Source organism: Aliivibrio sp. 1S175, assembly GCF_001690985.1.
Classification (GTDB): Bacteria; Pseudomonadota; Gammaproteobacteria; order Enterobacterales; family Vibrionaceae; genus Aliivibrio.
On the sequence record NZ_MAJS01000013.1, the window covers coordinates 125,056 to 140,423 of the forward strand.

The window sequence follows — 15,368 nt, forward strand, 5'->3', positions numbered from 1 at the left end:
ATTTAATGACTGTTTCTACTGTATTTCTAGCGTAATTATTTAACGCTAGTTACTCGGCTAACACGCTCGCCAGTAAATGATGTTGAACGAATTTGAACATCACCCGTTACTTTTGGTTTGTTCGCATTATCGTATGCTGCCCATGTTTTACCACCATCTACAGAGTATTGTAGCGTTACTCCTGGGAATGAAATGTTCATGCTTAGTTCGCCGTTTGCAATTTCTGCACCTGGGATTGGTAGACGGTAATCAATACCCGCTCTTTCAAGCTTCGCTAATTCACGTTGACCCATAGTGTTGGCAAAGTTAGTCCAATCAGTAAGCTGTGCTTTCTTATTCACTAGGTTTGTATCTAGAGAGTATTTAACACCTGCTTTGTATTCATTTTCCCAAGACGCTTCATGCCATGCACGCTCTGCTGCTGCGATAACACGTGGGAATACCATGTACTCATATTGCTCATCAGTACGTACTGTTTCAGACCAAAGTTGCGCAGACAGACCGTAGAAAGGTTTCTTCGGTGTTACTGTACCCGCACTTTCAAAGCCGTTACCGTCACGGTCAACTGATGTTTCCGCATTTTGAGGTAGGTTTTCTGGTGCAAAACCAAACATCTTACGTGTATCTGTTGCACGAGTTGCCCAGTAGTAACCACGCTCTTTCGCGTCAACTTCGTATGGGAAATCCATGTAAACGTAATCTGGGTTAGAGATAACTACGTCGTAACCTTTTTCAGCCCACTCGTACGCTGAAGCACCACCGCCCCAGTATAGAGTATCCCAGAAGTTTGCACGTACCGATTCAGTTGCGAATGCATTAGCACCTTCAGAGTGTTTCAGACCATCCTGCCACGCTTGGAAGTGTGGAATGCCTTTCGCTGCAACAATTTTAGATACTTGCTCTGCAAAATGGCTTGGTAGGTGTTCGAAATCTGCAACTTCACCGCTTGCAATCAGAGACTGACACTGTGGAGATTTAGCAAATGGGAAGTCTTGTTTAGATAGGTCTAAATCACCTTTCCATGCGATTTTCTCTTCATCGTTGATGTCTTGGAAACCAGCGTGAAGTTTGATGTTTTTCGCTTCATCACCACCGAAGTGCCATGTTGATAAAGGAACACCAGCCGCTTTGTGCATTGCTGCAACTTCAGTGATTACTTTATCTACGAACGTTGCAGATGAATCTAAACATGGGTTGATGAAACTTTGTTTGTTGTAGAACTGAACCGTTGTTACGTTTGATTCGTCTTTTGGATCCATCAGACGGTATTGGTTTGCTTCTTCCATCTTGCCTTCAGCAGCAAGACGTGCGTAACGAGCTTCCATTGACATTACTGCTGCACGTGAGTGAGCTGGCATATCGATTTCTGGGATCACTTCAATGTTACGGTTTTTCGCGTACGTTAGGATCTCTAGATAATCTTCTGTTGTGAAGAAACCAGAACCAAAGTTATCTGAATCTGCACCTGAACCCAGTTGAGGCAATAGACAAGATGTTTCTGACTCATCAAAACAACGATTACTACCGATGTCAGTTAGCTCAGGAAGACCTGGAATTTCTAAACGCCAGCCTTCATCATCGGTTAGGTGAAGATGTAATTTGTTAAGTTTGTAGGCTGCCATTTGATCAACAGTTGCAAGAATCGCTTCTTTTGAGTGGAAGTTACGAGCAACATCAACCATTACGCCACGGTACTCAAAACGTGGGGCATCTTCTACGTTTAGAGTTGGGATTTCTGAACTATCTAGGCTTACTAGTGCGAGTAGAGATTGAACACCGTAGAATGCGCCAGCTTCATCAAATGCAACAATCGTTGTTTTGCCTTCAGTGACATCTAGTGTGTATGCGCCAGATACGCCATCTTTAAATTGGCTCTTATCAACAGCTACAGATACTGGATAGTCACCCGCCGTCTCAAGGCCTAGAAGTTCAGCTCGTTGATTTAACGCAGCAAGTTGGTCAGTATCAATACCGTTTGCAGTAATAGAGATACCTTTTGCTAAATCAACCGTTTTGTTCGTTAGCGTTGTTTTTAAAGGTGTTGGAATAATATGAGAAGACGCATCTACTTCCGCTACGTCCGCATTTTTCTCAAAACGCGTATTTGCTGTTGCTGTTACGTTATTATCAGCAAGAGTACGTTTTAATTGAACACCGATGATTTCATCAACATAATCGCCAGTATTTTCAGTATCTAAAGAAATGATATTACGAGCTTCTGCACCTGGAGCTGTTACAAAGGCACCTGGCATAAAGTCAGTTTCAAATAACTGCCAGTATTCAGCAACCAGTGGAAGAACGACTTCTTCGCCTGCAGCAAAACCATCAAACTTATCTGTTGGTTCAAGTTTATGTAAATCACCCGTTACACGAGTAATTTTAAATTGGTCATTTTCAACATCTAGAATTAAACGAATGCTGTGGAAATAGATAGTCCAATCCGCTGAATCAACCGCTTCACCAGTGTTAGTAATGGTCATGTTTACTTTGTTACATGATGCCCATTCAGCTTGAAGTTCTTTACACGCAAGGCCATCATCAGCACCTTGGTTAGTGATCACTGTATAGTTAACATCTAGGTTTTCAGCCAGTTGATTAACCGTTGATTGCTCAGAAGAAGTAGAAGAACAAGCCGCTAAACTTGCCATAATAACAGTAGAAAGAAGAGTTCTTTTCAACATGATTCATTCCTAATAAATAAAGTAATTAAATTTCAAATCTGGAATTACAATACAAAAGTTTTTTAACTTTACAAATTAAGATAATCTCGATTTATGCTTTGAATCACACTTAATTCTATATTTCACGGTATAAATTAAAATAATGAGATTCACATCAACATATAACAGAATGGCATACTAGGAATTTTGATAAAAACATTTTTATCATTATGTGAAGTTGACCGCAATAAGTCCTAAGTGGCTGAGGTGTAAAATAAATATTTAGGACAAACAAGACATATTACCTACCTTAAAGCACTTAATTCACAATGAAATAAAGTTTTACAACTATGTGTCTGTGTATGCCTAAAATTCAATTATTCCATTTATATCTGCACACAATAAAATAGTAATCGATTGCATTCTCACTTTAAAAAGAGAGTGATGTAACAATAATTAATTAGAGTGATTTTAATCACTAAACTTTACCATTAAAGGCATTATTATACGTAATTAGCAGATAAACGATTATAGGTATAACCATGAGTACACTAATTGCAATTGCGATTACTACAGGCATTCTTTCTGGTCTTTGGGGATGGGTCGCTGTAAGTTTAGGCTTATTAAGTTGGGCTGGTTTTCTTGGTTGTACTACCTACTTCGCTTCACCTACCGATGGACTAAAAGGCATAGGCTTAAGTATCGCAACTAACCTTAGTGGTGTATTTTGGGGGATGGTGATAATCAAACTTTCTTCGATGGTCAGTTTAGAAATCATAGGCTACGTAATTACCGCTATTGTTGCTTTTTTTATGTGCGCACAAGCAAAGAAGAGTTGGTTAAATTTTATCCCTGGCACCTTTATCGGTTCATGTGCAACTTTTGCTTCAAATGGTAATTGGCAGCTTGTTATCCCATCTCTAATTTTGGGCGTTGTATTTGCTTATGCAATGAAGACATCTGGTTTGTGGTTAAAGGAAAAATTAGATGCCAATAAATTAGTTGAAGCAAGAAAAAACTAAAGCGGTTAATGTAGAAAAAGCCTCTGACTAAATAATAATTATCTAGTGAGAGGCTTTTTTATTCATCCTTGAATACTTTCCTTGGCTTTCTAGTGTTGTAAAGTGACAAGCAAATTAAAGCACATTCCATAACAATAAAAACAACAACTTATGAGACAAGCACATAAAAAATTGAAATGATTAATTATTTTTCATAACCTACAAATACAAAAACGCCGCTTGATATTGCTATCAAGCGGCGTTTTCAAAGGTGGCTCCCTTTGCTGGACTTGAACCAGCGACATACGGATTAACAGTCCGGCGTTCTACCAACTGAACTAAAAGGGAACAGGTGTTGCATCTCAATAAAGAGAAAAGATGGTGCCGACTACCGGAGTCGAACTGGTGACCTACTGATTACAAGTCAGTTGCTCTACCTACTGAGCTAAGTCGGCACACTTTATCTTTTGCATCATCAAGCTAATTTAGCTCAACAATGGAATGTGGTGGAGGGATAGGGATTTGAACCCTAGAACCGCTATTAACGGTTGCCGGTTTTCAAGACCGGTGCATTCGACCACTCTGCCATCCCTCCACGGGACTCTTCTGAAGCATCTGCCTCATCAAGTGATGTCGCGCATTATAGAGAAAATGAGATCAGGCGCAAGTCTTTTTTGAAAAAAAATGTTTGTTTGGTTAATTTTAAACCCAACTGATTGTTTTTTGTTATTTATGAATAAATAAGCACCAACAATCAGATAGTTATGGTTGAAACACGGTTACGACCTTCTTCTTTCGCTTTATAAAGTTCTTTGTCTGCGGCTTGAAGTAACGATAATTCAGATTGGCCTTCCGTAGACTCTATTAAAGCAACACCTACGCTAATGCTCACTTTTTTATGGGGTGAATAGTCATGGACAATCGCTAAGTCATAAATACAGTGACGAAGTAATTCTGCGGTTTGTTTCAATTGTTTCATATCCGTATCAAATTGAATAAGAGTAAACTCTTCACCTCCATATCGATATACTCGATCGCTTTGTCTTTGTAGTGCGCTCATTAATGCTCTTGATACTCGAACTAACGCTTCATCACCAGCAGAATGACCGTAATTGTCATTAAATTGTTTGAAATGGTCGATATCAAATATAATGAGCCCTACATTTACGCCCAATCGACGCCCTTCTGCCCATTTACTTTCTAAATCAGAATCAAACATTCGTCGATTTAACAAGTTGGTTAACCCATCCAACGAGGCATGTTTTTCAAGTAAATCTGATTTCAGCTTTAATCTTAATTGGTTACGAACTCGTTTTTGCAAGATAACTGAATTAAATGGTTTTGTTATGAAATCAACCGCCCCTAAATCCAAGGCTCGGATTTCATCTTCTGTTGAATGGTTGACTGTAATAACAATAATAGGAATGTCTTTTGTTTTATCATCGTTTTTTAGTCTTTCTATTACTTCAAAACCACCCATGATAGGCATATGGATATCCAATAGAATTAAATCAATCTCTTCTCGACCAATAGCATCAAGTGCTTCGATTCCATTTTTAGCCATAATAGAGGTTAATGGTTTGAGTAAATGCTGTAATACCTGACGACTTACAGGTTCATCTTCAACGATTAATATTTTTTGTTCTACTACTTGCATACATTCCCCACGTTGATGGCTTACATCAAACCCACTTATTTTTTATAGGTTAGCTGCAATTTTGCAATTTTTTCTTGAAGTACTTCTCTTCTAAAAGGTTTCGGCAAATAATCATCCATTCCGCTATCAAAACATTTTTGAATGTCGTCGTCCAATATTGAAGCCGTTAACGCTATAATTGTTGTAAGTGTCATGTTTTCATTTTTCTCTAACTGTCGTATTGCTTTTGTTGCATCAAACCCATCCATGACAGGCATCATACAATCCATCAATACCACTAAAATTTCTGCGTGATGTCTTTTATATAGCTCAACGGCCTCTGCCCCATTGTTTGCTATTTTATAATCGATACCTAGCATTTTAAGATTAATCGAAGCGACCTGTTGATTGACCTTATTATCTTCAACAATGAGAACCATACCTGCATTTTGTTTTTCAATACAAGTCTCATCAGCAGAAGTGTCGTTGTCATCATCATGTAAATGCTCAAAAATAGAATGCAATAAGTTATCTAAACGAGATCCAAGTAATGGATAAGTGACATAAGCGCTAACGCTTTCTATTTCAATATTTGTATCGGTATTATTTCGAACGAGAACGATAGGTAATAAGGGATGTATTTTTTTAACTGTATCAATTTTGTCTAAAAAATCTTCTTTTTCTAGAACGACTAAAGATTCCGATGTTTCTTGAACTTTAATTTCTTCAACCGAATACACGACCTCGAGATGGTAACCGTATTCTCGGACTTCATTAATCAATAATTTCTCAGGTGATTTAGAGCAATAAATAATGGTTTTATTTTCTCTGCTTTTCCTGTTTTTTTCAGGCGTCTGATCTTTTTCTAACTCAATAGAGAAATAAAACTCACTCCCAACGCCTTTACTTGATTTTATTTTAATTTCGCCTCCCATCATTTTGATCATTTTAGATGAGATAGCTAACCCTAATCCCGTACCTCCATAATTCTTAGAGGTGTCGTCATCTTCTTGCTTAAACTCTTCAAACACTTGGCAATGTTTACTTTCGTCAATACCTAAACCGGTGTCTTTCACTGAAAACAAATATCGATTCGTCGTTTCCGTCTCTTCTTTTAATGATAATTCAAACGAGATAGAGCCCGCCTCGGTAAACTTAATCGCATTAGAAGCTAAGTTCATCAAAACTTGTCTGATTTTTTGCTCATCTGCTTTTACATAGGCTGGGAAATCGTCACTCATTATGATTTTTATATTAACCCCTTTTTGTTGTGCTTTTGGTGCTATCAACGCTGCGGTATCAAAAATAACTTCCTTAATCTTGCAACTATGTACATTGACTTCAATGTTGCCAGATTCAATTTTAGATAAATCAAGAACATCATTAATGAGCATTAATAACGTTTGAGATGAGGCGTTAATAGTGGCCAGATAATCTTTTTGAATGGCGGTGAGCGTCGAGGCTGACAGTATCTCTGTCATGCCAATAATGCCATTTAACGGGGTTCGTATTTCATGTGACATATTCGCCAAAAATGAACTTTTGGCTTTATTCGCTTTTATTTCTTGATTCTGCGAGCGCAGTATTCGTTTTTCTAAACGGGAAGTCATAATAATCACTGCACACAGAACGGTTACGATCAAAGAAAAAAGAACAACAGAGAGAATTTGGCTATAAAAGTAGAACCGGTGGATTTCTTGAGTCGTTTGTACAGAGACTGTCTCAAATAATATATTCAATCGTTCTTCTATGGTATGTATCGCTTTACGCAATTCTGCATGCAAACCTAAACGATGATTATACCCCGCAACAGCATGAACTTTTTGAACATTTACAAAGCTGTTTTTAAACACTAAGTAATCATTCATTACTCTCTCATTATTAAAATGAGCAATATCTTTGCCAATAATATCGATTAATTGAAAAATCTGCTCAAGTTCATAGTTAATGGTTCCTTCTTTTTTACTTGAGAGTCCTGAATAAAAGTCATAGACACTTTCTTGTAGTACTAACATTGTTTTATTTAGTTCTACATCATCCAGTAATAATAGCCCTTCTTCTAAATCAATGGATTCTTCTTTTAATTTATCAAACAATCCTTTTTCGTTATTAATCCCATTTAATACGCTTAAAAAATCTGTTAATTCATGAAAAGACTCTGCATATCTGTCTATCGCTTGTATTAACTCTACATTATCAAATTTAACCTCTATTTCCTCGACAACTAATGCTCGGTAGATGCGAGATAGGCGGGTTTCAAAACGTTCAATACCGATCTCTAACCGATCATGATATTTAATATCATTTCGGCTGATGAAATCCTTTTCATTACGACGCAAGATTAATACGTCATTTTCAGCTGATTTAATGTCTAATTGCAGTTCGGTTAATCTTTCCTCATGCTCATGGAATTGGTAATTCATATAAAAGTAAAATAATAAAAGAGCAGTAATGATTATCCCTGCTATTTGTAATAATGATTTTATTGAGAGAGAGGCTAGACGTTTCATGCATATCCTTATGGCATTTATTCTAATAAAAACAGTTTAGGATACTTTTAGGCAATAAAAAAAACCTTGGCTCGTCTTTATCATCAGATAAAGAGATAAACCAAGGTTTTTTATTAATGACTATAAAGGGTTATTGATCACTCAATGTAGATTGCTCATCACCGGCTGTCATTTCTTGATTCGATGAATCGAAGCTTGCGCTATCGTCCATTGTATCGATGCCTTCATCTGTATTATCTGATGTTGTCCAATCTTCATTTGATGCTTCATTTCCTCCTTGAACCCCATCATTTGCATTATCAGCACTTGTTCCTTGCATTTCATAACTAGAATTAACATCAATTAGGCTAAAACCTGTCGCCCCATCAATTGGGTCATCCATTGCTGTCATGCCTACCATTTCGACTCTTACTTCCCCTGAGAAGCCTTCATCAATAGCAAGTGCGAGTGGTTGTGAAGTATCACTAACAATATAGCCTCCTTCTCCATCTGCTAATCCTTGAACAGGTTCAATTCCATCAGGCAAGCCTGTCACTTGAATATGATCAACGCCTGCATTTTCAGAAATTTCATTTGGCACCTCGATATTAAGTGTGTCCCCAGGGGCTGCTGTATAATCGGGTTCTGGTTCAGATGGAGTGTCTACCAATGGTGATCCAACATCATTAGTTGAGGCATTCTCCACTGAATTTTCAGTAAGGCTATCTTGAGTTAATACGACTTGATGCGTTTCACCATCTGATGTAGTGAAATCAACATTTATCTCACCATCATAATCAGGGTTAGTCCAAAAACTCCACGTTCCATTATCGTTATCAATTAAAGTCCCGTCATCGCCTGAATACGTAACCTCAGAAAGGCTGTTTTCTGGCGAATTATCACCAAGTGAATTAAGTAAGTCTGCGCTCAATAGCAATGCATACCCATCTTCATCTAACTCAAAAGAAGATGCTTCCGATTGAGAACGTCCAAGTTCTTGAGTCACTGTATTATCTGCAGGATCTTCCACTTCATCCAACGACACAACGGATACGGTGACAAAGAAATCTCCGTTGAAATCTGCGGGTGGTATCATGGTCATATCATCAAGGTTCCAATCACCAATATCGATACTCTGCCCTTGTTCGGTAATCGTCACACTATGATCACCATCCCCGACAACAAATCCAATGGGATACCCTGTCATCATGACGCTAGTCATAATTTCCGATGTATCTAGTTGTTCAATGTTCAGGCCGAAATGCCCTGTTGAGTCTTCAGGGAAAACCAACGGTCCATCAAAGCTTGTGGTAATTGCGACACCATCAGCAACAGGACGAATATAGACGTTCATATCCATGCTGACTTCTGTCGTACCATCAGTCACAACGACTTGTAAACCGGTAGTGCCTGCAAAATCATCCGTTGGGGTGAATGTCCACGTTCCATCCTCATTATCAATGACGGTGCCTTCCGCTTCTTCTCCTTCAGCAGTTATCACTCGTGACACGGTTACTGCGCTATCAACATCACCAAAAAGATCAATCAAATCGGCACTATTGAACGTCACTGCACCATCTTCATCCGTTGCTAAATGTGCATTGCCTGATTGGAATGGCGCATCATCTACAGGAATGATAGTCAGGTTTACGGTTCCTTCCGTTGTTAACTCTCCATCACTCACCGCATAAGCAATATCTATCGGGCCATTGAAATGTTCAGGTACAATAACTTGATACATTCCTTCTTGGTTTTGAGTAATTGAAGCTTGAGCAGGTGAGCGAATACTGATGCTTTCCAACGTAAGTTCTGCGCTATCTACGTCGCTTACTTGCGATAAAATGAAGTTAGGGTCAATCAATAAGACTTCATCTTCACTTTCACTTATCACCAATGTTGGGGCAACAGGAGCATCGTTTATTGCGGTTACGGACAATTGAAGTTCTGTACCTACGGTATGTAAGCCATCACTCACATCAAAACTCACATCAACTGCACCATTAAAATCAGCATTCGGTGTGATTGTATATGAACCGTCTTCATTTAAAGTTACCTCAGCTTGTCCATTAGTAACAATTAAATTCGTTGCGACTAAATCATCCCCATTAATGTCCGTTGCATTTGCTAATAAATCAGCTTGGGTTAATGTTATTGAGTTATCTTCATCAATGATAGCCGTTATTGGTGCCACTTCTGGCGCATACTCTATCGCATCAATGTGGATTGTTTGTGTCGTTGTTGAAGTGTCTTGATTTGACTCTTCTGTTGACGTCGCTTCAATAATTAGATCAAACTCATCACTGTATCCCTCTGGCAGTTCCAGGGCGATAACTTGATCTAAAATGATGGTAGGAATAATGATTGGATCATCGCCAATGACGGGTATTTCACCGCTATAGATTGATTGATTCACTTCACCCAAATCGATAGTAAAAGTGAAATCATCGTAATCTCTATCGCCACCACCATAGATATCTTCAATACCATAGACTAGCTCACCCTGCTCATTCATGGTTGTTCGAGTATGCTCAACCCCATCTTGATTTAAGTTAGTGCTATTACCACCATGGTAAATGGTATCGCCATTTTGACTTTGAATCAGAGTTTCAATGCCACTTTCATCAATAAAAACAAGTTGAGGATCGATTGAATCCATTGTGGATTGTGACCCATTTTCATCTCTAAAAACAAATTCGCCATTGTGCATCTCTCCAAAGTTATTATGATTAAATCCATTTGGGACAACGAATAAATTAAAGCTTTGCCCTTCTTCAATATCAAATGAGAAAGAAGACGTTCCAGGAATAAGATCCCCACCAGAACCTTGCTCTGAGGCATTTTCATACACTAATTTAACATCTGAAATTGACCCATCAGCTTCAACAATATAGTAACCTGCAGAGTTTTGATAACCAGCTTCTTCTCCTTGGAAAGTCACGGTAACATTCGTATCTGCATAGCTGGTTAAACCATAAGTTTGATCATTAATAATGGCATCACCATCATAATGAATAACACTGCCTTCTGGTGCCCCCCCCATTGTAACGACTAAGCTTTCTGATAAATCTTGATCTACAAGTTCGGCGCCTAAATTCAGTTCAATAATATTGGCATTATCTCTAATTTCATCGCCATCATTAATAGCTTGGCCTTCACTATTAGTAATCACTAATTCAGGAGCATCAGCAACTGCATCAACCGTAATGGCGATATTCGCATTCACGCTATCAGTACCATCATTAACGCTGAAATCGAGATTTAACGACCCACTAAAATGTTCATTTGGTGTGAAAGTATGGGTGCCATCGCCATTAGAAACTACGCTGCCATTTTCTCCAGAATAAAATACGGACTCTACACTCAATTCATCATTATCAATATCGGATGAACCCGCTAATAACTCGTCATCGGTAATGATCAATACACCATCTTCATTTAACGTAAATTCATGGTCTTGAACTACGGCCAAATCATTAACTGCCGTCACAGAAACGTCTACTTGAGCAGGAACAACAGCACCATTGCCATCGTCAACGCTGTAATTAATTGAGAATTCACCATTAAAGTTTTCATCTGGTGTGATGGTGTAAGTGCCATCGCCATTGTCTGTAATCACGCCATTTGGAATAGAAATATCGCTAATCGAGCTTTCGCCACTACCTGAATTTTCCTCTTCTCCATCAGAATTACCAGAGCCTTCAGTATTGTTGTTTTCAGATTCATGATTTTCATCATCAGAGCCATTCACTACATCACTAATATCAATGGCGTCTAAATGGCCACTCACTTCAGCTTGGCTAGGTACTGCAAACTGACTCTCTGAAGCAACAAATTGTGCAGGGACAATCACACCATCAACAATATCAAAAACATGCCAATGATCCCCTGTCGGATTTTCAGGTAAGTTAGGCACAAATGAGGTGACTAACGTGTCTCCAACAAAAACATCAACCTTAACATCATCAACGCCTTCTACATCCCATGAACGGGCAGTATAGTTATGCACTGAATAATGCATATTCGCATCCGCGTAATTCGGAATTGAAATCGTTTCAGGGCCATAGTGACTAGTATCATCGACATCTTGTAAAACGGTTCCGTCACCCAATTGATGTGACATATCTTGATAATAAATATGATCAAGTTCATCACCTGTCTCGGTGTTATATAGCCATAAATGATTATCTAAATCACGAGTTTCGCTCGAATCACCCCATGTCACAACAATACGCATATCAGTCACATCCATGACTTCAGATATCGCTATCGTACCGCTGTTTAATGTCTCCCCTTCATTAACAGGGAAGTATGACGTAATACACCCTTCTTCAGTAATGAATACCGTGCCTTCTCCTGAAACTAACCCAGTAACAGAGTATGAGCCATCCATTTCAGTGACTGTGCTAGCACTATTACCAAATTCATCACTGAGTTCAACTGGTACGCCTGAAATAGGGTCTCCACTTTCAGCATCAACTACAACCCCAGTCGCTGTTGTTTCAGTTCCTTGCTCTCCAATGTTCGCGGTTAAATCATCATTATCAACATCAGTTGCAAATTGCAGTAATTCTTCTTGGGTAACCGTATAAGATCCATCTTCTTCAATCGTGATTTGAACATCTGCTGAGATAACAGGCGCATCATTCACTGGATCAACCGTTAATAGCAAATTCGATGCAACCGTATCGGTTCCGTCATGGATGCCATAACTAACATTAATCATTCCATTGAAATCTTGGTGCGGTGTGATGGTGAATGAACCATCCTCATGAGCAACGATTTCTGCGTTTTCAGCCACTAAATTAAGAGCTGAAAGTGCATCACCATCAATATCTGCGGCATTAGCAAGTAGCTGCGCTTGAGTTATCGTTATTGAATGATCTTCATCAGTAGATGCCGATACATCACCAGACACAACGGTTAAGTCATTCACTGCATTAACCGTTAAATCAATCCCGGTTTCTACAACATCAATCCCATCGGTAACGTCAAAACTAATCGCTAGTTCACCATTAAAGTTCTCATCAGGAGTGATCGTAAATGAACCATCCTCATTTTCGATGATTTGTGCATTTCCACCTACAGATAGATTAGATGCCGTTAACGCATCCCCATCAAGATCCGTGGTATTTGCTAGTAATTCTTCTTGAGTTAACGTAACAGAACCATCTTCATCCATAACAAGATCAAGATTACTTGAAACGATTGGTGCATCTTGCTGAGGTATAACATCAATAGTGACCGTAGCTGAATCAAATGACCCATTGCCATCAGTTACGACATAATGGAAATCTGCCTCTCCAGAGTAGTTTGGATCTGGGGTATAAATTACCTGTCCATCTTCAGTTAAGCTCACTTCCCCGTGAGAATTATCGGTTGTATGCACATCTACGATAGTTAACAGATCACCATCAGCATCGGTATCATTCGCTAACAAATCACTGACGCTTAAAATTAACTGTCCATCTTCCAGTACTTGTATTGGTGTTGAAGTAATTGAATCGTCAATGTTTATCAACTCTTCTGTCACATCAATTGCTTGTTCTGCTGTGTTGTAATTTAATTCGAGTGTGAGTTCAGTGCTGGTTTCACTGCCGTCAGGTTGAATAGTGACTAATTGAAGATCTTCAGACAACGTGCGAGAAACCGTCATATTTTGAACAACATACGTGCCACCACCACCACTTGTTCCTAATTCAAAATGGTGTACCGGTTGATCTGTTGTAAATGCATATAAATCTTGAAATTCACCCGACTCTCTATAGCCGCCTTGCGAATCAATCACATTGCCTTCTGCATCATAAGCCGTAATCACAACTTCTGTTGCTTGCGGATGTGATTCATCAAACCAACCGCCGAGACCATCCAGTTGAAAGGTTATTTGATTTACATCCTCTCCTTCAATTGTCACAACAAGCGTATCATCATCAGAAAGCCCATTATTGGCTTGATCACCAATACCAGCCCCCATTGCTTCCCCTGCACCATTCCAAGCAAACAACTCACCGTTAGTCACTTCAGTTGTAATGGTTACTTCATCCTTAATAAAGGTGGCTGTATTTCCATCAACAACCCCCCAATCAGAAGTTGAAGCAACTCCATCAAAAATTGGCGTGTCTGTATTATTATCAAAGCTACCAACTTGAATATCACACGTAGCAGATTGAACGCCTTCCACATTAGGTACAAATTGTACTTCTGTATCCGCGGGATATTCCTCACCAACAACCATTTCTACCCATTCATATTCGTCATTTAAATATTCTAATGTTCCGTGCTCTGGGGCCGCATCTAGACGAATAAGTGGTTCACTTGCCGCTAATTCTGAATCGTCAACGGCAATAACAGGGTCGTTAATAGATACAATTTGAACGTGTGCCGTTGTACTTGCCGTTGCTCCTTCATCATCAACAATCACAACGTTAAAATCTAACTCTCCGTAATAATTAGGGTTTGGAGTGAACGAATAAGTGCCATCCTCATTATCAATTAATTCGCCTTCAAAACCAGGGTAAGTAACAGATTGAACCGTAACGTCACCTTCCACATCACTTGAATTAGCTAATAGTTGCTCGCTGGTAAAAGTAAGCACATGATCTTCATCTACTTGATACGATGTCGCCCCTGCAACAGGGATATCATTAACACCTTCAATGGTTAACTCTATCTTTGCCTCAACCGTTGCTTCACTGTCCGAGACGATAAAACCAAGGTCAACAAGGCCATTAAAGTTTTCATTCGGGGCAAAAGAAAAACTGCCATCTGGATTTTCAGATAACACCCCATCAATTCCGGTATAAATCACAGCATCAATGTGCAAAGTATCGCTATCTATATCAGCAGATCCCATTAATAACTCTTCTGCTGTAAAGGTAATAATCCCATCTTCTTGCATCGAAAATAACTTATCGACTGCGGTTGGGGCATCATTCACCGACGAGACATTGACCGCGAAAGTCATTGTGTCCGTTATTTGGTCAGTATGATCTAATTCATCAGAATACATCGAACGGTCTGATTCAACGTTCACACCAAAAGTATGAGAATCTACTGCTTCATCACTAAAATTTCCTTCCACAGATGAAGGGGCTTCTGCTCCATTATTTCCGCTATTAGAAGATGAGTTCTCTGGTGCTGATGAATCGGTATTATTAGAACGAGATGCCGCTGAAGACGAGGATTGAGAAGATCCCCCGCCTACATTTTGAGTCTCTGAATTTGATTGTTGCGATGACGCATTTGATTCTGTTTCTTCACTGTCATTTTCATCATTATTAATAACATTGGAATCTGAATTATCATCAGGATCCGTCTCCCCCCCCTCATTAACTGCATTTGTTCCGTTCTCGGCATTCTCTTCAGCTGCTGGCGAATCGCTTGAATCTACGTCTTGATCTGATTGTGATTCCTCTTCTGGCGAGCGCGGCTCGACGGTATCACTCCCTGTAGCAACAGTATTTGCTGTTGATTGTTGATTATTCTGATTACTATTATGATTTTCCGAAGACGGTGAATTATCCTCCGTGACCTCCTGCTCTACAGCACCATTTAGATCTTCATTATTATTATTACCAGCAGCCAT

The 15,368-nt window shown here is 39.1% G+C and carries 5 protein-coding genes and 3 tRNA genes; 1 reads left to right on the forward strand and 7 read right to left on the reverse strand.

Translation table 11 applies throughout. The annotated features are described in order from the left end of the window. Positions 1–35 precede the first annotated feature (35 nt). Positions 36–2,681 carry a beta-N-acetylhexosaminidase gene (locus A6E06_RS06975; protein ID WP_065591922.1) on the reverse strand — a complete coding sequence of 882 codons (2,646 nt, stop codon included), beginning with the start codon at positions 2,679–2,681 and terminating at the stop codon, positions 36–38. Positions 2,682–3,202: 521 nt separating this feature from the next. Here A6E06_RS06975 and A6E06_RS06980 point away from each other — a divergent pair. Further along, positions 3,203–3,682: a DUF1097 domain-containing protein gene (locus A6E06_RS06980; protein ID WP_065591923.1), complete on the forward strand. Its 480-nt coding sequence runs from the start codon at positions 3,203–3,205 to the stop codon at positions 3,680–3,682. A 251-nt stretch (positions 3,683–3,933) separates the two neighbouring features. Here the strand turns inward: A6E06_RS06980 and A6E06_RS06985 are convergent. The 6 genes from A6E06_RS06985 to A6E06_RS07010 all read right to left on the reverse strand — a co-directional run bounded on the left by A6E06_RS06985 (position 3,934) and on the right by A6E06_RS07010 (position 15,368). Next, positions 3,934–4,009: transfer RNA gene (locus tag A6E06_RS06985), tRNA-Asn, on the reverse strand. 31 nt (positions 4,010–4,040) lie between these two features. Then, positions 4,041–4,116 (reverse strand) — tRNA-Thr (locus tag A6E06_RS06990). A 49-nt stretch (positions 4,117–4,165) separates the two neighbouring features. After that, positions 4,166–4,256, reverse strand: a tRNA-Ser gene (locus A6E06_RS06995). A gap of 159 nt (positions 4,257–4,415) precedes the next feature. Continuing rightward, positions 4,416–5,318, reverse strand: a complete 903-nt coding sequence (locus A6E06_RS07000) for a diguanylate cyclase (protein WP_065591924.1) — start codon at positions 5,316–5,318, stop codon at positions 4,416–4,418. A 35-nt stretch (positions 5,319–5,353) separates the two neighbouring features. Further along, positions 5,354–7,807, reverse strand: a complete 2,454-nt coding sequence (locus A6E06_RS07005; RefSeq protein ID WP_065591925.1) for an ATP-binding protein — start codon at positions 7,805–7,807, stop codon at positions 5,354–5,356. Between the two features lie 130 nt (positions 7,808–7,937). Further along, complete coding sequence (locus A6E06_RS07010) at positions 7,938–15,368, reverse strand: tandem-95 repeat protein (protein ID WP_065591926.1); 7,431 nt, start codon at positions 15,366–15,368, stop codon at positions 7,938–7,940.

Coding starts and splice junctions, on each gene's coding strand:
- A6E06_RS06975 (WP_065591922.1), bottom strand. CDS start 2,681: ATGTTGAAAAGAACTCTTCTTTCTACTGTTATTATGGCAAGTTTAGCG.
- A6E06_RS06980 (WP_065591923.1), top strand. CDS start 3,203: ATGAGTACACTAATTGCAATTGCGATTACTACAGGCATTCTTTCTGGT.
- A6E06_RS07000 (WP_065591924.1), bottom strand. CDS start 5,318: ATGCAAGTAGTAGAACAAAAAATATTAATCGTTGAAGATGAACCTGTA.
- A6E06_RS07005 (WP_065591925.1), bottom strand. CDS start 7,807: ATGAAACGTCTAGCCTCTCTCTCAATAAAATCATTATTACAAATAGCA.
- A6E06_RS07010 (WP_065591926.1), bottom strand. CDS start 15,368: ATGGCTGCTGGTAATAATAATAATGAAGATCTAAATGGTGCTGTAGAG.